We start from the raw sequence: 20,851 nt of genomic DNA on the forward strand, positions 1-20,851 counted from the left end.
GGTACCATCCGAGGTCAGGGGTAGGCTGTTGCGATCAAACATAACGGAATGGGTTTTGAAAATATAATGCTGTTTTGGTATAAGCTAATATTCTCTAATTTTATTATTTTTTTGTTTTTTTATTCATATAAATAATGTCTTTTTGAGGTTGGTCTTTATCTCAGGCCCAGATCTATCTGATATCGGGATATCAAACTGTGGGAGGGGGCTTGCGTACATCGCCTCCTGTAGGAGCGAGCTTGCTCGCGAAAAACGTCAACGATAACGCGTGCCTCCTGAATTAACGTGGCGCCTGTGAGTTTTTCGCGAGCAAGCTCGCTCCTACAAAAAGCCTTAACTGACTGGTATTAGGGCAAGCCCCCTCCCACATTTCAGTTAGCCGGCTTCAACAACTGCATCTGCTGGCGATAGTCATCCGTCACCTGCCGCGCCTGGCTGCTGCTGGTAATCACCCTCGGGGTAATCAGCACAATCAATTCCGTACGGTCCTTGGACTTGCTGGTATTGCCAAACAACCAGCGCAACCCGGGAATTTTCCCAAGGTAAGGCACCGCACTGACACTCTCCGCGTTGTCCTGCTTGATCAACCCGCCCAGCAACACCGTCTGCCCGCTCTGCACCGCGACCTGGGTCGATACCGAGCGCGTGGAGATACGTGGGTTGGCCTGGGTGTCGTTGCTGGACGCCTGCTGGTCCTGGGCATCGCTGACCTGCTGCTGGATGTCCATGTACACCAGTCCACCCGGATTGATCCGCGGCACGACGTCGAGGATCACCCCGGTCTGCACATATTCAACACTGCTCAAGGTGGTGTCGGAGGTGCCCGTGTTAACCGTGGTCTGGCTGATCGGGATGTTGTCGCCCACCTGGATCTGCGCCGGTTGGTTGTTCATCACCACCAGCGACGGCGCCGACAGCACCTGGGTGCGGCCGTTGGTTTCGAGGGCGTGCAGGGCCACTTGCAGGTTGGAGCTGACGAAGGAGTAGAACAACGAATCCGTCGCGCCCAACCCTGCCCCGCCGCCGCCCAACGCGCCCTGGCTGCCGGCGGTGTTGGCCACGGTGGTGCTGGTGGAATTGCCCGCCAGGCGACCGAGATACCACTGCACGCCCAGGTCCAGTTCGCCGGTGAGCTTGACCTCGAGGATGCGCGTTTCGATCTGCACCTGCAGCGGTGGATTGTCGAGGCGTTTGATCGCCGATTCGATTTCTTTCCACTGCACAGGGCGGGTGCGGACCAGCAGTTGGTTACTGCTTTTCTGCGCGGTGATGCGGGTGCCGGCGTCGAGACTTTTGGCCGGGGCGTCTTCGCTCGCGCCCTGCTCGGCGGTGTCCTGCTCGGCCTCGGGCTCCTGCTCCTCATCCTCGGCGGCGGGTGGGTTGCCATTGAGGTTGTTGCTCAGGCCACCGGGCGTGCTGCCGGAGGTGCTGTTGGTGCCCGGCGAGGACAAGGTCGCGGTGCGCAAACCGGGGGCGACCTTGGCCGGGGTATCGTCCTTGATCGCGCCCGTGCCGTAGATCTGGCGCAGGTACTTGGCCAGGTCGGTGGCCTTCATGTTGCGCACGTCGTAGACGTACATCTGCGGCTCGTTGCCGCCGCCTTCGTCGATGGTGTGGATCCAGTCGCCAACTTCACTGAGGTACTGCGGCTGCGACGAGATCGCCACCACCGAGTTGGTCCGCTCGATGGGCAAGAAGCGCACCATGCCGGCCAGGGGCATGCCGCTGTCGGGGCCGAACATTTTTTGCAGCTCGGGCATCAGCTCGGCCACCGACGCCCGTTGCAGGCCGAACACGCCCACCGACATGCCCTTGAGCCAATCCACGTCGAAGGTGTCGATGGTGTCCTGGTAGTTGGCCAGTTCCTCGGGGGTGCCGGCCAGGCTCAACACATTGCGCGCCGGGTCCACCAGCAGGAACGCATTCTCGCGGGCGAACGGCTTGAGCAGTTTCTGCATCTCGGTGGCCGAGATATAACGCAACGGAAACAGGCGTGCCGACAAACCGCTGGACGGCTGCGACACGCGCATCTCCGGCACCAGCTTGCCCGCCACCGCCTGGTTGGCCGGCAGGATCACATAGCGGTTGCCCTGTTTGATCATGGCGTTGTCGGTCCACGACAACAGGGTCTCCAGGATCGACAAGGCCTGCTGTTTGTTCACCGGCTTGGACGTGGAAAAGCTGACATTGCCCTTCACGCCCTGGGCGATGCTGTAGTTCTCGTGCAGCAGGTCGCCCATCACGCTGTTGATCACCGCTTCGATCGGCTGGTCGGCGAAGTTGAACACGATGTCGCCGCTGCCCTCTTCCTTGGCGGCCGAGACCGCCGTCGGTTGGCGCACGAACTGCTGGTTGCCGCGTATCAACTGGCGCTGGGGCGGTGTCTTCGCCTGGGGTTGGCCGCTGTCGACCGGCGCCTGTTCGCTGGCCGGGTCCACGGGTGGGCGTTGCGAACCGGTGCCCTGCATCGCCTCATGCAACAGGGCCTCGTCCGGGTCGAGATGCTCGGGGAAGGTGCCGCAGCCACCGAGGGAAACGGCGGTGGTCAGGCACAGCACGGTGGTGCGCAAGGCGCCAGGGAAGGTATCGATCAAGGGGTGGACTCGTGAGGAAGGGTAATCGGGGGTGTGGTGGACGGCGGCGGCAAACGCAGGGCCCGCAGGCTCAGGGTTTGCGTACGGCCGTCGAGGACAAAACGGGCATCGCGGGGCGTCAGCTGTTTCAGGCGCCAGCCATTGGGCAGGGTCTGGCCCTGCTGGACTTTGAGCGGCGGGCCATCGGCACGCTTGAGCAGCGCCACGCGCAGGTCGCCGTCGAGGACGATCCCGGTCAGCACCAGGCTCGACAGGCTGGAAACACCGGACTGGCCCACGGCACGGTCGGGGCTGCGGTAGGGGCTGAACAGCGGCGCCTGCCAGGTGCCGGCCAGGCTTTCGAGGGTCGCGCTCGGTGCCACCAGCACCTTGGCGGCGGTGTTGGCGCGCCCATCGGGCTCTGGTGCCGGCAACCACTGCGGCGCATCGCCGATGCTGCTGAGGATGCCGACCATCAGCAGGCCCAACAACCCGGCCACGCCGAGTAACAGCCATTCCAGGGGACGCAATGCATGGATCATCGTTGCACCTGCCGGGCGGCGGCCGGTTGCAGGTAACCGCGCACCAACAGGTGCACCACCAGTTGCCCGGCGCCGCCACTGGCCGGTGCGTTCGGTGGGCGACGAATGCTCATTTCATCGACGAACAGAAACGGCCGCTGGTACTCCAGCTCATGCAGGATCGCGGTCAAGGGTTCGATGGCGCAGTTGAGGGTCAGGCTGACCTTGACCTGGCGATAGGGCTCGGCGTCGTCCTGCTCCGGGGTGATGGGCATGCGCTGGGTCAGGCTGCAACCGCCACCAAGGCCGGCGCGGCTGTTGATCAGGTCGGCGATGCGTTGCATCAGGTCCGCCGCCACCGCGCTCGGGTCGTCGCCGGGCAACAGGCTGGTGCTGCTGGCCGGGTCCTGCCGCGCCTGTTCCAACTGTTGGCGCAGGCTGTCGCCCTGGCGCAACACGCCGGCGTAGCGTTGCTGCTGTTCACGCAGCTGCTCGGCTTGCTCGCCCATGGCGCGCAAGGGGCCGGCGAACCAGCTGTCGATCAACAGCCAGTAACCGGCGCCGAGCACCAGGGCCAGGGCGATCAGGGCCGCGCCACGGCGTTCACGGGGTGTCAGTGGTCGGCGCATCGGCGGCCTCCTGGTGCAGGTGGGCGCGCAAGGAAAATTGATCCTTGCCGGTTTGCGCATCGGGTTGGATCACCCCTTCGAACTGGGCGTTTTCCAGGCTGTGGCAGCCCTTGATCCGGGTGATCAGGGCACTGGCCTTGGCGCTCTGCCCGGAGAAGGACACCTGGGCGCCGTCGTTGACTTCCAATTGGTCGAGCCAGGTGTCCGAGGGCAGGCACGCGGTAAGCTCGTTGAGCAGCGCCGCCAACGGCGGTTGGGCGGCCTTGCGGCGAATCAGGTACTGGGCGGCGCCACGGGTATTGAGCAATTGCTGGCGCAGGGCCTGGATCTCGGCGACCTGGGCTTTCTGCTCGCGCACGCTGTGTTGCATGGCATCGAGCACGCGCTGGCGGTCGTTGAGCCACAGCAGCATCGCCGCAATCAGCAAGGCCCCGCACAACCACGGCAGGCTGCGTTGCAGGCCCTTGCCCTGGGGACGCTGACGGGGGCGCAACGGCACCGGCAGCAAGTCGATGCCCATGGGGTTGCCTGCGCTATCGGCGACATCCACGGCATGGGGCTGCAAGCCGAGGGCCGCGCAGTCATTGAGGATCTGGTCGAGGCGCTCACGCAGGATCGCCACCAGCGTGACGTGCAGGTGCGTGGGGGTGCGGCGTTCCTGGCGCGCGACAAAGTACAACTGGGCGGCGTCGAACGGCGTGAAGCGGTCCAGTTCATAGCCCACCACCGTCGACAGGTTGCGCGCTGCCGCCGGGGGCAGTTGCAGGGTTTGCACCAACACCGTTTCAGGCGGCAGCACCAGCACCTGACGCGCTTCGCCAGGCAGCTTTTCCACCGCGTCGGTCAGCGGCCAGGCGTAGACATGCTCGGGGATCTCGGCAAACGACAACCATGCCGGCAGGCAGCCACGCAGCTCCTTGAGCCACAGGCGCCAGCCCAGTTGCAGCAGGCTGCCGCGCCAGCGCTGGGTGATGGGCTGCGCAAGCGCCTGAAGCCGTGCGCTTAACTGTTCGTTCATTCTTGCCAACGTAAGACTCGATAAGGTTGTGCGCTGCCTTGCGCGGGGCTCAATAACACGGTGGCCTGCACCTGGGCGTGGTAACCGCCGGGGCGTTGGGCGCGGCTGCTGACCACCAGCACGTCGCCGGGATCGGCCCCCACCGCGTTCTGGTGCGGCAGGTTCAGTGCGCGGCGCATCAAGGCACTGGCGAATGCCGGATCGGGCCGGTCCAGGCCGCTCCACAAGCTGATCTCGGGCACCAGTTCGCTGTACAGCGCCTGGGTCATGCCCGGCAGTTGGCGCACCTCTTCCACCACCCGAAACGGCGCCAGGCCCTGGTTGCGCCGTACTTCCAGGGCCCTGGCGAGGTGGTTGGCCTGGGCCTGGGTCGCACCGCAGGCCAGGGCCAGGCGGGAAAAATCACCCACCTCGGCGCTGTTCAAATACAACTTGCCGCGTTCGCTGTGCAGACTGACGCGCAGCTGCGCATCGTCGAACACCAGCGGAATTTCACGCCCGTCGGCAATCCACTGCTTGCGCTGCAACGGGTCGGCGACGGCCTGCATCGCCAACGCCACCCCGGCCTCGGCCGCCAGCACCGCCTGGGTGTGCTGGCGGTGCCAGGCGGCCTGGCGGGTTTCCAGTTGCACCCAGCCGGCCAAACCGCCGAGCAACAGGCTGAGCAAGGCCAGCACCCACAGCACCAGCAGCAGGGCCACACCGCGTTGATGGCGGATCATTCGGGTGCCCCGCCGGACAGGTTCAGGCGCAAGGCAACCACCTGGGTCACCCACGGCACCGGCCCGTTCACCCGTGCGTCAATCCGCACTGCGTAAGGCAGGCGTTTGGTCCACGGCCACTCACTGATCCAGCCGGTGGCCTGGCCCTTGGGCGACACCCCGCGATAGCTGAATTGCAGGTCCTCGATATCCTTCAACAATACCTGCGGCTCACTGCGCGAGGCCGGGACGCTGACTTGCGCGGGGGACTCAAACCGCGCGAACGCCACCTGCAAATCGCGCTGCGATTCAGGGCCCACCAGTTGCAAGGTGAAGCGCTGGATACCGCCGCCGAGCACACCTGGCAGGGTCGCGACAAACTGCATGCGCTGGGGCCCACCGGCGAAAAAGCCATCGGTCTGGCTGTCGTCCTCGGTCACGTCCAGCGGCAACGCCTCGCTGATGGCGGTGCGCAAAAACTGCTGCGCGGCGCGCATTTCATCCAGGCTGACCGTGTAGCGCTGGGCCTTGAGCACGGCGCGATTGGCGCCCAGCAATGCACCGCCGACCAGGGTCAGCAACACCCCGAGCAGGCTCAGTACGATCATGATCTCAAGCAAGGTAAAGCCCTGCTGACGCGCCTTCACAAGCCGGCCCCGACGCCGGCAGCGCGCAGTTTCAAGGTGCTGAAACGGGCTTGGCGCGGGCCTTCGCTGACGGTGAGGTCCAGGCGAAACAGATGGGCCTGGCCGATCCGGCTGGGTTGTTGGGCGATGCGCAGTTGCCAGGCGATGCCGTCCAACTCGCCCTGGCGTGTACCGCTGGCCAAAGGGCCCATGCCTTCCTGATCCATCACACTCAAGGCGGCATGGGTCAGGCGGTCGCTGTGGGCCACCTGCAACAACGAGCGTGCGCTCTGGCCGAAGGCGACCAGCAGCACCGTGCTACAGATCGCCATCAGCGTCAGCGCGGCGAGCATTTCCAGCAGGGTAAAACCCGCCTGGCGCTTCATGGCAGGGCCTTGGATTCGACGCTGCCGGTCAGCCAGCCGATGTCGATGCGCCAACGCCGACTGCCGTTGGCCAGCAACACGTGGCCGCCGGTGGAGCTGCCATCGGGGTAGAAGTCCACCGCAGCGCCGGCTTGCTCGGCGGTGTGCAGGGTCACTTGCAGCCCGGCCGGCCAATACTTTTTCGGACGGCCCGGCGCCTGCACACTGAGGTTACGCAAATCGAACACCGTGCTTTCGGTAGTGCCACTGACAATCGCCCGCGCCCGCGTGCTGCGCAACGCCTCGACCACCTGCCCGACGGCCTGGCGCTCTTTGGCCGCACGCAGGCCTTGTTGCAGGCCAAACCCTACCAAGCCGGCCGCGATGCTGATCAAGACGATCACCACCAGCATTTCCAGCAAGGTAAAGCCGCGTTGGGCGTTGGCCATGGTCGTGGGTTATTCCCAGTTGCCCAGGTCGGCGCTGTAGCCTTCGCCGCCGGGCTGGCCGTCCTGGCCGTAGAAAATCAGGTCGAACGCACCGTGCTCACCGGGGAAGCGATAGCCGAAGGCATGACCGAACGGGTCCTTGAGGTCCGACGGTTTGGCATACGGCCCGGCCCAACCGGCGCTGTTGCCCGGCTTGTCGACCAGTTGCTGCAGGGTCTTGGGCGGCGAACCGACGTCCAGGCCGTAGCTTTCGATCTTCATGCTCAGGCTGGCCAGCTGGGCCTTGCCCGCGCCGTATTTGCCCTTGTCCACATTGCCGCCGACCTGGCGCACCACGATGGTCGCGACAATGCCCAGCAGCACGATCACGGCGAGCATTTCCAGCAAGGTAAAACCGCCCTGGCGGCGGGCGGGCTTGAATCGGGTATGGCGCATCAGCGTGTTTCCTTAAGGGTTCATATGTTGCTGGTCAGGCTCATCAGCGGCAGCATGATCGCCAGCATGATCACCGCCACCAGCACCGCCATGACCACGGTCAGGGACGGCACCAGCGCGGCGAGCAGGCGGTCGATGCCGCGTTTGGCCTCGACGTCGAACACCGCGGCGACCTTGAGCAGCATGCTGTCGAGTTCGCCGGCCTGTTCGCCGACTTCAATCATTTGCAACGCCAGGTCGGGCAACAGCGGCTCGCTGCCGAAGGCGCTGGCCAGGGTGCCGCCGCCCTTGACCGACTCGGCGGCCTGGGCGACCTGGGCTTGCAGGGCGCGGTTGGTGCAGACCTGGCGGGCAATCACCAGCGCTTGCAGCAGCGCCACACCGTTGCTCAGCAGGGTGCCGAGGGTACGGGCCAGGCGGGCTGCTTCGACCCGTTGCAGCAACGGGCCGATGATGCGGATGCCCAGCACGCGGCGGTCATAACGTTCGCGGCGCTGGGGATCGCGCAGGCGCGCGGCCAGGGCCCAGGCGCCGACCATCAACCCGGCCAGCACCGCCAGGCCGTAGGCCCCAAGGAATTGGCCGAGGCCCAGGATCACCTCGGTGATCAGCGGAATCGGCACGCCCAGGTCCTTGAAGATCGGTACGAACTGCGGCACCACATAGGCCAGCAGCAACGCCAGCGAACCGAGCACGCCGACCACCAGAAACGCCGGGTAGATCAGCGCGTTGATCACTTCGCCCCTGAGCAGTTGGCTGCGCTCCAGGTAGTCGCTGAGCTGGCGCAGGGTGTCTTCGAGGGCGCCGCCCGCCTCGCCGGCGCGGACCATGCTCAGGTACAGCGGCGAGAACTGGCCGCCCTCCGCCTCCAGCGCCTTGGATAGCGGCTGGCCGGCCTTGACCTGTTCGCGGATACGCTCGATCAACACACGGGTCTGGGGCTGGCCGGGCTGCTTGAGCAGGATGCCCAGAGAGCGTTCCAGCGGCTGGCCGGCGCCCAATAGCGTGGCCAACTGTTGAGTGAAACTGACCAGCGCCGCGCCGTTCAACTGGCCCCGGCCAAAGGCCTTGCGCAGGCCCTGGGCGCCCGCCACCTCGATCTGCAACAGCAGCAAACCGCGCTTGTGCAGGGCGGCGACGGCGGCATCCTGGTCCTTGGCTTCGAGGGTGCCGTTTTGCGCCTGGCCCTGGCTGTCGAGGGCGCGGTATTTGAACAGGCTCATGCGCCCTCTCCCCGGGTGACGCGCAGCACTTCTTCAAGTGAGGTGACACCGGCCACGGCCTGGCGCAGGCCTTCTTCATGCAAGGTGCGCAGGCCGCCACGGCGGGCGGCCTGTTCGAGGGTGGCGGCGTCGGCCTGGCGCATCAACAGGCTGCGCAATTCGTCGTTCATCACCAGCAGTTCGGTGATCGCACTGCGGCCGTGGTAGCCACCGCCCGGCGCATCGGCGCGGGGGCGATAAAGCATGATCGGGCGCTGCTCGGTAAACCGGTCGAGGCCGTGTTCGGCGATCAACTCCGCCGGTGCTTCGAAGGCTTCGCGGGTGGCCGGGTCCAGGCGCCGCACCAGGCGCTGGGCGAGGATGCCGTTGACGGTCGAGGCAATCAGGTAGCTTTCGACGCCCATGTCCAGCAAGCGCGTGATACTCGCCGCCGCACTGTTGGTGTGCAGGGTCGAGAGCACCAGGTGGCCGGTGAGGGACGACTGGATGGCGATGCGGCAGGTTTCCAGGTCGCGGATTTCACCGATCATGATCACGTCCGGGTCCTGGCGCACGATGGAGCGCAGCGCGCCGGCGAAGTCGAGGCCGATGGCCGGTTTCACCTGGATCTGGTTGATGCCCTCAAGCTGGTATTCCACCGGGTCTTCCACGGTGATGATCTTGCGCTCGGCGGTATTGAGCCGCGACAGCGCGGTGTACAGGGTGGTGGTCTTGCCCGAGCCGGTGGGCCCGGTGACGAGCAGGATACCGTGGGGCCGTTCGAGCACTTCGAGGAAGGCTTCCAGGCGCTGGCCATCGAAGCCCAGGCTCTGGAAATCGAACTGCACGGTCTGGCGGTCGAGCAAACGCATGACCACCGATTCGCCAAAACTGGTGGGCACCGTGGACACCCGCAAGTCCAGCTCCTTGCCCTGGATGCGCAGCATGATGCGCCCGTCCTGGGGCAGGCGCCGCTCGGCGATGTCCAGGCGCGCCATGATCTTCACCCGCGAAATCACCGCCGCTGAAGAGCTGGACGGCGGCGCCTCGGCTTCATGCAGCACGCCATCGATGCGGTAGCGCACCTTGAGCTGGTTTTCGAAGGGTTCGATATGAATGTCCGAGGCGCGATGTTCCACCGCGCGCTGCAGGATCAGGTTGACCAGGCGAATCACCGGCGCTTCGGAGGCCATGTCCTTGAGGTGTTCGATGTCTTCGAGGGCACCGCCCTGCTCGTCGAGGTTTTCGATCAGGGTGCCCATGGCCGAACGGCCCTGGCCGTAGTAGCGCTCGATCAGGGTTTCGACTTCGTTGCGCGGCCCCACCGCCAGCCACACCGGCACGCCACAGGCATAGGCCATGGCCTGGAACGGGTAGACCAGCGACGGGTTGGCCGCCAGCACCCGCAGGCCGCCCTGGCTCCAGCCCACAGGCACCACCTGGTAGTGGCGCATGAAACGCTCGGTCAACACCGGTAGCGGGTCCAGCAGCGGCGGCGCCGCATCGGCCAGCAGCAGCGGTGCGCCGAGCAGGTCGGCCCAGGCGCGGGCCAGCTCCACTTCCGAGACCAGCCCCAAGCGCGTGAGCAGGCCGAGCAACTCGGTGTCGCCCGCCTCCTGGGACAAGCGTCGGGCGCGCTCCAGATCAACGGTTTTCAAGCCGGCATGTTGCATCAGCCACGCGCAGACCTGTTCGGTGTGCGGGATGTGCAGTTGGCAGGCATCGATAGGCGTTGAAGGGCTGGGCATGGGTAAAAATCTGAGGGGCTATATGAGCCCCCTGTAGGAGCGAGCTTGCTCGCGAAAAAGGTACATCCGACGCCGCGATGCGCTTGGAATACTTTCGCGAGCAAGCTCGCTCCTACAGGGGGTCAGGCTTACTTGGTTGGTGCTGTTTTAGAGGTAGCAGATTGGCTCAGCGGCCGCCCACCCTTGGTGGTTTCAGCCTTCTGTTTTTTGACGGCCTTGGCATCGTGGGCCTGGGTCAGCACCGTGGAATCGGCGGCGCCGGATTTCGCATCGGCGTCCGTGGACTCGGCCGCCATCGCCGCGCCACTTAGCGCAACGCCCAATACAACACCGGCACCCAACAGGGAAATCTTCATCAACTTTCTCCAGATCAAAAACAGCAGATAGCCCAAGTGGCGCCTTGAACTCGATCAAGACCCTACACCAAAGCGTTGTGTATGACAGCTTGTGTAAACATGGCACTTTAGAACTACCGAGCAATGCCACTAGTTAGCCACGACTCGATAAATTTTCTTAAACCAATCGACTGGTAGGTTTAGCCTTAGTTCCGAAAGGTAAGAAAATATTTCTTATTTCACGCAAAAATTAGCTTTCGTTTGACTTATAACCGCAAGAATTGCCTTAATTATGCGGTTTTTGCGGTTCAAAATGCCATCCCGTGATATCGCTTAGACACTATCCACAACAATAACTAATACAATTATTACACTTATAAAACTGCGAAATTCGCCAAATAGTTGCAATTAGCCATCGGTTAAAAATTGCGATCGGGGGCAACTATTGCCCAGAAAAAAGTGACGAGGTGCAGTGCAACACGCACTTCTCGGCGCGCCCTGTTTACTGAACTGTTGTCGGAGAGACCCATGAATAAACGCAAAATGATCGGTGCACAGTCGGCTTTCGCCCTGCTGGCACTGGCCGTGTCCCAGGTGCATGCGGCCACCAGTCCTGCCCTGGATGAAGGCCGGGTCAGCCGCGCGGAAAAAGCCGCGGACAAGACCCTGGCGAAGATGACCCTGGAAGAAAAACTCGCCTACATCGGCGGCACCGGTGGCTGGGACGTCAAGCCACTGACCCAGTACGGCATCCCGCAGATCCACGGCGCCGATGGCGGCGTGGGCGTGCGCTACACCAGCGAAGGCAACGCCCAGGGCGTGGTCTACCCGTCGGGGCCGAACCTGGCCGCCAGCTGGAACCCACGGCGCGCCATCGACCTGGGCCGCGCCCTGGGCTATGACACCGCCAGCGGTGGTTATCAGTTCGTCACCGGCCCTGGCGTGAACCTGTACCGCATGCCGTACAGCGGCCGGGCGTTCGAGTACCTGTCCGGTGAAGACCCGTTCCTCGGCGCCAGCCTGGCGCCGGCCGTGATCAACGGCATTCAGTCCCGTGGCGTGTGGGCCAATGCCAAGCATTTCGCCGCCAATGACCAGGAAAGCAACCGCTTCCACCTCAATGAAATCATCAGCGAACGCGTGCTGCGCGAGATGACCCTGCCGCCGTTCGAGTCCGCCTCGAAGAACAGCAAGGTCGCGATGATGATGTGCGCCTTCCAGAAGGTGAACGGCGAGTTCGCGTGCCAGAACAAGCACCTGATGCGTGACATCCTCAAGACCGAATGGGGCTACCCGGGCTTCGTGCAGAGCGACTACAACGCAGTGGTCGACGGTTTGCCGGCGGCACAGGCGGGTACCGACCTGGACATGATGGGCTACCAGATGAACAGCACCATCCTCAAGCCGTACCTGGACAGCGGCGAGCTGAGCAGCGCGACCATCGATGACAAGGTGCGCCGCATCCTCAAGCAGATCTACCTGTACAAGTTCGACAGCAAGGCGCCGCTGACCAGCCACAACATGAACAGCGCCACCAGTAACCGCGTGGCCCTGAACGCCGCCCGCGAAGGCATCGTGCTGCTGAAAAACCAGAACAGCCTGCTGCCGCTGGACGCCAGGAAAGTCAAGCGCATCGCCGTGGTCGGCACCCTGGCCAAGTACGCGCCGCCTACCGGTTTCGGCAGCGCCAACGTCATGGCCGCCAACTACATCAGTGAGCTGAGCGGCTTGCAGCAACTGGCACCAGGCGCCAAGGTCGAGTTCATCGACGGGCTGTCCCTGGACCCGGCCACCTCGACCTGGACCCATGCCGACGGCAATGGCAACAGCGTCAAAGGCCTGAAGACCGAGTTCTTCAGCAACACAAACTGGTCCGGCGACCCGGCCGCCAGCCGCACCGACACCCATGTCGACCTGGACTGGTCCACCGACAGCCTGCCGGTGAACGGCGATACCGCCGCCACCTCGATTCGCTACAGCGGCCAGATCACCCCGACGGTCAGCGGCGAGCAGGTGTTCAAGGTGCGTGCCGACGGCGCCGTGCGCCTCTACGTCAACGGCAAGAAAGTCCTCGACAACGGCGACGGCAAACCGCTGCCGAACAACAGCATTCCGCCGACCATCCCGGTGTTTGCCAAGGTCAACCTGGAAGCCGGCAAACCGGTCGACATCAAGCTGGAATACTCACGCCGCAACGGTTACCTGTCGACCATGGGCGGCCTCGTCGGTGTGCAGATGAGCTGGGCCTCGCTGGTGGCACCGCAGGACCTGGCCAAGTACGACGCGGTGCTGGTCGCGGCCGGTAACAGCAATGAGTACGAAGGCGAAGGCTTCGACCACAGCTTCGACCTGCCCGAATACCAGAACCTGCTGATCCAGAGCATCGCCAAGGTCAACCCGAATACCGTGGTCACCCTGCACGGCGGTACCGGCCTGAAGATGAGCGACTGGATCGATCAGGTACCGGCCGCGCTGCATGCGTTCTACCCTGGGCAGAACGGCGGCCAGGCCTTGGCGGAGATCCTGCTGGGCAAGGTCAACCCGTCGGCCAAGCTGCCGATCAGCATCGAGCGCAACATCGAAGACAACCCGATCTACGCGACCTTCCCCAAGTTCGACAACCAGGAAACCCTGGCCGAGATGAGCTACAAGGACGACCTGTTCCTGGGCTATCGCGGCTACGAGAAAAAGGGCATCAAGCCGCTCTACCCGTTCGGCTACGGCTTGTCGTACACCACCTTCGGCTACAGCAACATCAGCGTGACCCCTGGGGTGGCGGTGGCCGGGGCGCCGATCAAGGTGTCGTTCGACCTGGCCAACACCGGCAAGGTCGCGGGTGCCGAAGTGGCCGAGTTGTACGTGGGCCAGAACAACCCGAAAGTCGAACGCGCGATCAAGGAACTCAAGGGCTACAAGAAGGTGTTCCTCAAGCCGGGCGAGAGCAAGCGCGTGACCATCGAGCTCAACGATCGCTCGCTGGCCTACTACGACGTAGCGAGCAAGCAATGGGTGGTGGATGCCGACAGCTTCAACCTGTCGGTGGGCGCGTCGTCCCAGGATATTCGCCTGAACGCCAAGCTGGTCAACCCGTTCCGCCAGGAACTGTCGACCACCACCAGCAACCCGCTGCCGCGCTCGGCGCTCAACTCGACGCTGCGTGAATCGACGGTGAAGACCGGCGGTGTGCTGCATCAAAACGAAGGCGACAGCGGCACCAGCGACGGTGATGGCTATGACATGAGCGATGACAGCAGCCAGGGCAGTGCTACCGGCAACTGATCCCTGTGGAAGGGGGCTTGCCCCCGATGAGCATGGGTATCTACACAACTGTGTAGCGGCCAACGCTAACCACGATGCGAAGCGAGCCGCCCTTGATCTTGATCTTGCTTTTGATCTTGATCTCAGGCGCCCCGTTAACCACGCTGGCCGGAATTCGATAGTGATTTGGGGGGTAAACCGGCAGGGATGCCGGTTTAGCCGCCCCGCGCCATGGATGGCGCGTGGCGGCGGCCCCCCACATCACTGTCGGATTACGGGCACACCGAGCCTAGGCGAGGTGCCGAGTGGTGGGGCGAAGCGTTTTTGGTTACTTTTGGCGCTCTTCCAAAAGTGACCCGCTGTAAGAGCGGAACCCTAAGTAGCCGTTACCGCAGCAACGGATATGTACTCATTCCAACCCCAGCAGATGGTCGGCCCAGAGGCCGCCATCGGGGGCAAGCCCCCTCCCACATGTTGACTGTGTTCGACTCAGGTTCTGATGGCTGCCTCGACCCGCGCGATGTAGCCGTCAAACCGCGCCACCAGGTCCACCTGCTCGGGAAACCGCAGCCACTGGATCTGCAGGCCATCCATCATGGCCAGGATTTCTTCCACCAGCCCGGCGATGTCCACATCGCTGCGCACCTCCCCCGCCGCGACCAGGTCGGCAAACTGCCCCTGCATGCGCTGGTGAATCGCCGCATAGCGCGCCTGGAACCAGGCCCAGGCCGGATGGGTGTCCAGCAGGCTTTCGGCATTCAAGATGGTAAACGCGCGCACCACGCCCGGTGCCGTGGCATTCGAACGATTGATCGCACGCAGGCTGCCGAGCAGGCCATTGAGGGTTTTCTCCGCACGTACCTCATCGGCAATCCGTTGATTGACCTCATCGCGACGCTGCAACACCCCCATCAACAGCGAGATCTTGCTGGGAAAATGATGCAGCAGCCCGGCCACCGAAATACCCACGATCGCCGCCACCTGGGCCATCGAGGCGCCGCTGTAGCCTTCCAGGGAGAACACCTGCAGGGCCGCGTCCAGCAGCTCTTCGCGGCGTTTTTCACCTTTGGGGGCGCGGCGGGTCTTGGGGGCGGGTTCGGTCATGGGCAGGTCCTAGTGGGCGGTAAAAAAGCTCAGGCGCTTTCCCGTTCGATCAAGCGGCAATCCAACAGGTTCAAACGCTGTACGGCATCCGGCAACACGCCGAGGCTTTCCAGCACGCGGGTTGCCGCCAGTACGCCGATCTCCAGGGCCGGCGGTTTGATCGTACTCAGGCTTGGCAACAGCATTTCGGCAAACGGGTAGTCGCCGAACCCAAGCACCGCGCACTTTAACCCGGAACGCTGCCCCGCCAGCAAACCACCGGCGGCGAGGTTGTCATTGGCGAAGAAGATCGCGTCAGGCGGGGTAGCGTGGTTCATCAGGGCTTGCATCGCCTGCTTGCCGGCTTCGAACGGCGCGCTGTCAGCGTCCGGGACGAAGACCCGGGGCTGTACACCCAGTTCGATCAGGGTCGCGGCAAACCCATCACCCCGCTCCAGCGCGCTGAAGTCGCCCGTGGCGCTGTTCTGCACGAAGGCCATGCGCCGATAGCCCTTGCCATGCAGGTAGCGCGCGGCCGTGACGCCGACGTCGTAGTGGGAAAAACCGATCTGCACCGGCGCGCGTTCGGGCACGTAGTCCCAGGTTTCCACCACCGGGATATCGGTGTCGGCGATCATCTTTTCGGTGCCTGCACTGTGGAAGCGGCTGGTCAACACCAGCGCCGCCGGCGACCAGCCGAGGAACGCGCGCACCGCGCTTTCTTCCTGCTCGGCGCTGAAGTAACTGGACGCCAGCAACAGCTGATACCCATGGAGACTGAGGGTGTCGCTGAAGCCCTGGATCGTGTTGGCGAAGATCGGCCCCGAGATGTTCGGGATCACCATCGCCACGATCCGCCCCCGCGCCGACGCCAGCCCGCCGGCCACCAGGTTGGGCACATAACCCAGCTCCGCCACCACCTCGGCGATGCGCTCGCGACGTTCGGGCGAGACTTGCTCCGGCTGGTTGAAATAGCGCGACACGGTGATCGCCGACACCCCGGCCTGGCGGGCCACGGTGTTCAAGGTGACGCGCCCGGCGCCACGGCGTTTGCGCGGTTTGTCTTCGCTCACGGGACCATCCTGCTAACAACAAAAAAGAATATAGGGATAATTTTTAAGTCTTTGACGCTCTAAACCCGAGTTACCAATAATGCCGATGTTAGCGCTAACAAGGCGCGCTGTCTGCTACTCGCTCAAGCGAATGCCCAAGGCAGTTTCCACAGGCGCTGACGGTCGTAAGAACCGCAGCGGTTCAGGGCATTTTTTCGAGCGAACCCACCATGCACAGGCACACGCACTTATTCCTTCTCGCCGGTCTGACCGCCCTCCCCGTGCTCGGCGCCTTTGCTGCCGACGAGCAGGAACCCACGCTCAAAGCGGTGACGGTCACCGCCACCCGGCGTGAAGAATCCCTGCAAAAAGTCCCGGTGGCGGTCTCGGTGCTGGACGGCGAACAATTGGAGCGCGACAACCGCAACGGCGTGGCCAGCATCGCCCAGCAAGTACCGTCGCTGAACTTTCGCACCGGCGCCTCGAACAAGGACACCTCGCTGTTCGTGCGCGGCGTGGGCACCATTTCCACCTCCCCTGGGGTCGAGCCGACGGTGGCCACGGTGATCGACGGCGTGGTCTACGCGCGCCCCGGCCAGGCCACCCTCGACCTGCTGGACCTGAAACGCATCGAAGTGCTGCGCGGCCCGCAAGGCACCTTGTTCGGCAAGAACGCCTCGGCCGGCGTGCTCAACATCACCAGCAAGGCGCCCAGCGCCGAGACCCACGGCTATATCGACCAGGCGTACTACAGCGGCAACGAAAGCCGCACCCGTTTCGGCATCGGCGGCAGCCTGGTGCCGGAGGTGCTCAAGGGCTCGATCAGCACGTTGTTCGGCAGCTACGACGGCAACGTCGATAACCCGCACAACGGCCAGGAGGTCAACGGCTACAACCACAAGGGCATCCGCGGCAAGCTGGAATTCACCCCCAACGATGAGGTGAAACTGACCCTGATCGCCGACTACATGCAGTCCCACGACGACGCGCCGAATGGCGTGGTCAGCAAATCCCTGAGCCCGGCCTTCAGCAATGCCTTGAGCCCGGTGCGCGCCTCCGGCGACAACCGCGACATCAACACCGATACGCGCAGCCATGTCGAGGACACCAATAAGGGCTTGTCCGCTCAGTTGGACTGGAACCTCGGCGATTACACCCTGACCTCGATCACGGCCTGGCGCGGCTGGGACAACACCCAGTACCAGGACGGCGACCGCCTCGGCACGGTGACTGCCGCCTTCCCCGGCACCGCCGACAAGGGCGAGTTGGCCTTCGACCAATACTCCCAGGAACTGCGCCTGGCTTCGCCCAAGGGTGAGTTCCTGGAGTACGTCGGCGGCCTGTTCTACATGCACGGCAAGGACGAGGAAACCTATAAGCGCACGCTCACGACCACCACGCGCACCGACCGTGGCATCGCCGACTACAGCACCACCAGCGACAGCTACGCAGTGTTCGGCGAGACCACGCTGAACTTCACCTCGCGCTTTCGTGGCATCGCCGGCCTGCGCTACACCCACGATGAGCTGAAATACGATCACCGCCGCGTCTCCACCTCGGCCACCACGGTCAGCGGGATCCAACCGGCCACCTCCAGCTCCGGCTCGGTGGACGAAGACGGCTGGTCCGGCCGCCTCGGGGTGCAGTACGACCTCAGCGACAGCGTCACCAGCTACCTCACCTACTCGCGCGGCTACAAGGGCCCGGCCTACAACGTGTTCTTCAATATGCAGCCGCGCGACACCGACGCACTCAAGCCGGAAACCTCCAACACTTGGGAAGCCGGAATCAAGGCCACCGCCTGGAACAACCGCCTGACCACCAACCTGGCGGTATTCCACAGCGACTATGACAACTACCAGGCGAACTTTTTCGACACCGTCGCCGGCCAGGTCGTGACCCGCCTGATCAACGCCGGCAGCGTCAGCACCGAAGGCGTCGAGCTGGATTACGCCCTGCAGGCCACCCAGCAACTCAAGCTCTCCGGCGCCCTGGCCTACACCCGTGCGCGCATCGATGAGTTCGCCTGCCCGGCCGGTGCAGCGGCGACGTGCAACGTGAATGGCAAGCCACTGCCCTTCAGCCCCGACTGGAAAAGCTACGTGCGCGCCGACTACACGATCCCACTGGATAACGGCCTGGACATCGAACTGGGCACCGACTACAGCTGGCAGAGCGAAGTGCAGTACGACATCAGCCAGAACGTCGACACCAAGCAAGGCGCCTACGGCATCTGGAACGCCAGCGTGGCCCTGGCCGACTACACCAACGGCTGGCGCGTGGCGTTGCTGGCCAAGAACCTCGCCGACAAGTCCTACTCACCGCTGCTGGCCAGTGGCGGCAACTACATCTACCGCGCCGTACCCCGTGACGATGAGCGTTACTTCGGCGTGCAACTGCGCAAGGATTTCTAGCATGAGCCGTCAACTGAAACTCGGCGCCTTTCTCATGGCCACCGGGCACCATGTCGCCGCCTGGCGCCACCCGGACGTGCCGGCGGATGCCGGGCTGGATTTCGCCCAGTACAAACACCTGGCGCGGGTGGCCGAAGCGGCGAAGTTCGATGCGCTGTTCGTGGCCGACAGCATCGCCGCCGCCACCGGTGAGATCGCCAGCCATATGGCGCGCTCGGATCATTTCGAGCCGCTCACCCTGCTCTCGGCGCTGAGTGCGGTGACCGATAACATCGGCCTGATCGCCACGGCGACCACCAGCTACAACGAGCCCTACCATGTGGCGCGCAAGTTCGCTTCGCTGGATCACCTGTCCGGCGGGCGTGCGGGCTGGAACCTGGTGACCTCGGACAACGCCGCCGAAGCGCAGAATTTTGGCCGCGACGAACACCTCGGCCATGGCGAACGCTATAGCCGCGCCAGGGAGTTTCACCAGGTGGTGACCGGGCTGTGGGACAGCTGGGAAGACGATGCGTTTGTGCGCGACAAGGCCAGCGGCAACTATTACGACCCGGCGAAGTTGCATGTGCTGGACCATGTGGGCGAACACTTCCGGGTCAAGGGCCCGCTGAATGTGGCGCGCTCGCCCCAGGGCCAGCCGGTGATCGTGCAGGCCGGTTCTTCCGAAGCCGGCCGTGAGCTGGCCGCGCAGACCGCCGAGGTGGTGTTTACCGCACAGACCTCGCTGGCCAATGCCCAGGCGTTTTATGCCGACCTCAAGGGCCGCTTGAGCCAGTACGGGCGCGGGCCGGATTCGCTGAAAATCATGCCCGGTGTGTTTGTGGTGGTCGGGGCGACCGAGGCCGAGGCCCAGGCCAAATTCGAGGCGTTCCAGGATCTGGTCGAACCTGAGGTGGGTGTCGCGTTGCTGGGACGCATGCTGGGCAATTTCGACCTGTCCGGCTATCCGCTGGACGGGCCGTTGCCGGCGCTGCCGTTGACCGACAGCGGGCAACGCAGTCGCCAGCAACTGCTGAGTGACTTGGCCGATCGTGAGCAACTGACCCTCGCGCAATTGGGTCGGCGAATTGCCGGGGGCCGCGGGCATTACAGCCTGATCGGCACGCCTGCGCAGATTGCCGATGAGCTGCAGAACTGGTTCGAAAACGGCGCGGCCGATGGCTTCAATATCCTGGTGCCGCACTTGCCGGGTGGGTTGGAAGATTTCGCGCAAGGGGTGGTGCCCGAGCTGCAGCGGCGCGGCCTGTTTCGCACTGAATACAGCGGTTCCACCTTGCGCGAAAACCTCGGCCTGACGCGCCCGGCCCATCGTTTTACAGAGGGTAAAGCATGAAGTTTCCAGCACTGATCCTGGCCCTGCTGGCGGTGACGCAAACCGCCCTGGCCGCCGACCCCGCCACCTTGCGTATCGGCTACCAAAAAGGCTCCATCGCCCTGGTCCTCGCCAAGCAACATGACCTGCTGGAAAAGCGTTTCCCGAAGACGGAGGTGAAGTGGATCGAGTTCCCCGCCGGCCCGCAGATGCTTGAAGCGCTGAACGTGGGGGCACTGGATGTGGGTTCCACCGGCGACATCCCGCCGCTGTTCGCCCAAGCCGCCGGGGCCGACCTGGTCTACATCGGCGCCGAACCGCCCAAGCCCAGCGCCGAGACGATCCTGGTGCGCAACGACAGCCCGCTGCATTCGGTCGCGGACCTCAAGGGCAAGAAAGTGGCGTTCCAGAAGGGTTCCAGCTCCCACAACCTGATCCTGCGCGCGCTGAACAACGCCGGCCTGAGCTACAAGGACATCCAACCGGTGTACCTGCCGCCGGCCGATGCGCGAGCGGCGTTCGAACAAGGCAGCGTCGATGCCTGGGCGATCTGGGAGCCCTACTCGTCACTCGCCTTGAGCCAGAGCCCCAGCCATGTGCTGGCCAATGGTGAAGGCTTGGGGCTGTCGGGACCGGTGTACAGCGCCCGGCGCGAGTATGCGCGGGACAATGGGGCCTTTATCCATGACCTGCTCGACGAACTCACCGCCGCCGAAGCCCTTACCCGCAGCCAGCGCGAAGACAGTTTGAAAGTACTGACCGAGTTCATGGGCCTGCCCGCCGAGGTGGTTGCGCGCTATATGGACAACCGCCCGCCTTCGCCGATTTTGCCGATTGACGAGGGGATCATTCAGGCGCAGCAGGCGACGGCGGATCTGTTTTTCCAGAACCGGTTGTTGCCCAAAGCCATCGAGGTCAACAAGGCCGTGTGGAATTCCAAAGCCAACTGAGATCCAAATGTGGGAGGGGCAAGTCCCAATGCCGATCAGTTAAGAGATAGAACGGGCAAACAGTCACCTGTGGTGAGCGGGCTTGCCCCGCGTTGGGCTGCGTAGCAGCCCCAATAAGAGCGCTGCAGTGTGCCAGGCAGGTCCGGGGCTGTGTTTTGGGGCTGCTGCGCAGCCCAACGC

Annotated in this window: 18 protein-coding genes; 4 read left to right on the plus strand and 14 right to left on the minus strand. The window is 63.9% G+C overall.

Translation table 11 applies throughout. The annotated features are described in order from the left end of the window. Window positions 1-371 precede the first annotated feature (371 nt). The 12 genes from gspD to AC07OP_RS29400 all read right to left on the minus strand — a co-directional run bounded on the left by gspD (window position 372) and on the right by AC07OP_RS29400 (window position 10,623). Entirely contained in the window at window positions 372-2,594 is a 2,223-nt protein-coding gene (gene gspD / locus AC07OP_RS29345; protein WP_495101199.1) for a type II secretion system secretin GspD, read from the minus strand. Next, window positions 2,591-3,115, minus strand: a complete 525-nt coding sequence (locus tag AC07OP_RS29350) for a type II secretion system protein, XpsN-like (RefSeq protein WP_495101200.1) — start codon at window positions 3,113-3,115, stop codon at window positions 2,591-2,593. The genes gspD and AC07OP_RS29350 overlap by 4 nt, the downstream gene beginning before the upstream one ends. After that, window positions 3,112-3,723 (minus strand): type II secretion system protein GspM, encoded by a 612-nt coding sequence (gene gspM / locus AC07OP_RS29355; RefSeq protein ID WP_065940309.1) that lies wholly within the window; start codon window positions 3,721-3,723, stop codon window positions 3,112-3,114. The genes AC07OP_RS29350 and gspM overlap by 4 nt, the downstream gene beginning before the upstream one ends. Beyond that, on the minus strand, window positions 3,698-4,741 hold the full coding sequence (locus AC07OP_RS29360; protein WP_495101201.1) for a PilN domain-containing protein: 1,044 nt from the start codon (window positions 4,739-4,741) through the stop codon (window positions 3,698-3,700). The genes gspM and AC07OP_RS29360 overlap by 26 nt, the downstream gene beginning before the upstream one ends. Continuing rightward, window positions 4,738-5,463, minus strand: a complete 726-nt coding sequence (locus AC07OP_RS29365; protein ID WP_495101202.1) for a type II secretion system minor pseudopilin GspK — start codon at window positions 5,461-5,463, stop codon at window positions 4,738-4,740. The genes AC07OP_RS29360 and AC07OP_RS29365 overlap by 4 nt, the downstream gene beginning before the upstream one ends. Further along, window positions 5,460-6,089: a type II secretion system protein GspJ gene (locus tag AC07OP_RS29370; protein ID WP_092354852.1), complete on the minus strand. Its 630-nt coding sequence runs from the start codon at window positions 6,087-6,089 to the stop codon at window positions 5,460-5,462. The genes AC07OP_RS29365 and AC07OP_RS29370 overlap by 4 nt, the downstream gene beginning before the upstream one ends. Further along, entirely contained in the window at window positions 6,086-6,454 is a 369-nt protein-coding gene (locus AC07OP_RS29375) for a type II secretion system protein (protein WP_092354855.1), read from the minus strand. The genes AC07OP_RS29370 and AC07OP_RS29375 overlap by 4 nt, the downstream gene beginning before the upstream one ends. Beyond that, a complete protein-coding gene (locus tag AC07OP_RS29380; protein WP_027607416.1) occupies window positions 6,451-6,882 on the minus strand; it encodes a type II secretion system protein in 432 nt (143 codons plus the stop codon). The genes AC07OP_RS29375 and AC07OP_RS29380 overlap by 4 nt, the downstream gene beginning before the upstream one ends. A 9-nt stretch (window positions 6,883-6,891) precedes the next feature. Next, entirely contained in the window at window positions 6,892-7,317 is a 426-nt protein-coding gene (gene gspG / locus AC07OP_RS29385) for a type II secretion system major pseudopilin GspG (protein WP_024076412.1), read from the minus strand. Between the two features lie 20 nt (window positions 7,318-7,337). After that, the gene (gene gspF / locus AC07OP_RS29390) at window positions 7,338-8,540 is read right to left on the minus strand and encodes a type II secretion system inner membrane protein GspF (protein ID WP_495101203.1); all 1,203 of its coding nucleotides are present in this window, start codon (window positions 8,538-8,540) and stop codon (window positions 7,338-7,340) included. Next, window positions 8,537-10,267 carry a type II secretion system ATPase GspE gene (gene gspE, locus AC07OP_RS29395; RefSeq protein ID WP_495101204.1) on the minus strand — a complete coding sequence of 577 codons (1,731 nt, stop codon included), beginning with the start codon at window positions 10,265-10,267 and terminating at the stop codon, window positions 8,537-8,539. Before gspE ends, gspF begins: the two co-directional genes overlap by 4 nt. A 128-nt stretch (window positions 10,268-10,395) precedes the next feature. Continuing rightward, the gene (locus AC07OP_RS29400) at window positions 10,396-10,623 is read right to left on the minus strand and encodes a hypothetical protein (protein WP_065927288.1); all 228 of its coding nucleotides are present in this window, start codon (window positions 10,621-10,623) and stop codon (window positions 10,396-10,398) included. A gap of 507 nt (window positions 10,624-11,130) precedes the next feature. Here AC07OP_RS29400 and AC07OP_RS29405 point away from each other — a divergent pair. Continuing rightward, entirely contained in the window at window positions 11,131-13,881 is a 2,751-nt protein-coding gene (locus AC07OP_RS29405) for a beta-glucosidase (protein WP_169899962.1), read from the plus strand. Between the two features lie 468 nt (window positions 13,882-14,349). Here the strand turns inward: AC07OP_RS29405 and AC07OP_RS29410 are convergent, their stop codons facing one another. Both AC07OP_RS29410 and AC07OP_RS29415 read right to left on the minus strand, forming a co-directional pair. Then, a complete protein-coding gene (locus AC07OP_RS29410; protein ID WP_115486958.1) occupies window positions 14,350-14,964 on the minus strand; it encodes a TetR/AcrR family transcriptional regulator in 615 nt (204 codons plus the stop codon). A gap of 29 nt (window positions 14,965-14,993) precedes the next feature. Then, complete coding sequence (locus AC07OP_RS29415) at window positions 14,994-16,016, minus strand: LacI family DNA-binding transcriptional regulator (RefSeq protein ID WP_495101205.1); 1,023 nt, start codon at window positions 16,014-16,016, stop codon at window positions 14,994-14,996. Between the two features lie 209 nt (window positions 16,017-16,225). Here AC07OP_RS29415 and AC07OP_RS29420 point away from each other — a divergent pair, with 209 nt between their 5' ends. The 3 genes from AC07OP_RS29420 to AC07OP_RS29430 are packed head-to-tail and all read left to right on the plus strand — an operon-like array spanning window position 16,226 to window position 20,671. After that, window positions 16,226-18,409 carry a TonB-dependent receptor gene (locus AC07OP_RS29420; protein WP_495101206.1) on the plus strand — a complete coding sequence of 728 codons (2,184 nt, stop codon included), beginning with the start codon at window positions 16,226-16,228 and terminating at the stop codon, window positions 18,407-18,409. Between the two features lies 1 nt (window position 18,410). Next, a complete protein-coding gene (locus tag AC07OP_RS29425) occupies window positions 18,411-19,742 on the plus strand; it encodes an LLM class flavin-dependent oxidoreductase (RefSeq protein WP_495101207.1) in 1,332 nt (443 codons plus the stop codon). After that, entirely contained in the window at window positions 19,739-20,671 is a 933-nt protein-coding gene (locus tag AC07OP_RS29430; protein ID WP_495101208.1) for a sulfonate ABC transporter substrate-binding protein, read from the plus strand. Before AC07OP_RS29425 ends, AC07OP_RS29430 begins: the two co-directional genes overlap by 4 nt. Window positions 20,672-20,851 lie beyond the last annotated feature (180 nt).

Source organism: Pseudomonas sp. GW821-FHT09D08 (genome assembly GCF_059416305.1).

Excerpts from the sequence above, each read along its gene's own strand:
- AC07OP_RS29350 (WP_495101200.1), bottom strand. The coding sequence starts at position 3,115 with ATGATCCATGCATTGCGTCCCCTGGAATGGCTGTTACTCGGCGTGGCC.
- gspM (WP_065940309.1), bottom strand. The coding sequence starts at position 3,723 with ATGCGCCGACCACTGACACCCCGTGAACGCCGTGGCGCGGCCCTGATC.
- AC07OP_RS29360 (WP_495101201.1), bottom strand. The coding sequence starts at position 4,741 with ATGAACGAACAGTTAAGCGCACGGCTTCAGGCGCTTGCGCAGCCCATC.
- AC07OP_RS29365 (WP_495101202.1), bottom strand. The coding sequence starts at position 5,463 with ATGATCCGCCATCAACGCGGTGTGGCCCTGCTGCTGGTGCTGTGGGTG.
- AC07OP_RS29375 (WP_092354855.1), bottom strand. The coding sequence starts at position 6,454 with ATGAAGCGCCAGGCGGGTTTTACCCTGCTGGAAATGCTCGCCGCGCTG.
- AC07OP_RS29380 (WP_027607416.1), bottom strand. The coding sequence starts at position 6,882 with ATGGCCAACGCCCAACGCGGCTTTACCTTGCTGGAAATGCTGGTGGTG.
- gspG (WP_024076412.1), bottom strand. The coding sequence starts at position 7,317 with ATGCGCCATACCCGATTCAAGCCCGCCCGCCGCCAGGGCGGTTTTACC.
- gspF (WP_495101203.1), bottom strand. The coding sequence starts at position 8,540 with ATGAGCCTGTTCAAATACCGCGCCCTCGACAGCCAGGGCCAGGCGCAA.
- gspE (WP_495101204.1), bottom strand. The coding sequence starts at position 10,267 with ATGCCCAGCCCTTCAACGCCTATCGATGCCTGCCAACTGCACATCCCG.
- AC07OP_RS29400 (WP_065927288.1), bottom strand. The coding sequence starts at position 10,623 with ATGAAGATTTCCCTGTTGGGTGCCGGTGTTGTATTGGGCGTTGCGCTA.
- AC07OP_RS29405 (WP_169899962.1), top strand. The coding sequence starts at position 11,131 with ATGAATAAACGCAAAATGATCGGTGCACAGTCGGCTTTCGCCCTGCTG.
- AC07OP_RS29410 (WP_115486958.1), bottom strand. The coding sequence starts at position 14,964 with ATGACCGAACCCGCCCCCAAGACCCGCCGCGCCCCCAAAGGTGAAAAA.
- AC07OP_RS29420 (WP_495101206.1), top strand. The coding sequence starts at position 16,226 with ATGCACAGGCACACGCACTTATTCCTTCTCGCCGGTCTGACCGCCCTC.
- AC07OP_RS29425 (WP_495101207.1), top strand. The coding sequence starts at position 18,411 with ATGAGCCGTCAACTGAAACTCGGCGCCTTTCTCATGGCCACCGGGCAC.
- AC07OP_RS29430 (WP_495101208.1), top strand. The coding sequence starts at position 19,739 with ATGAAGTTTCCAGCACTGATCCTGGCCCTGCTGGCGGTGACGCAAACC.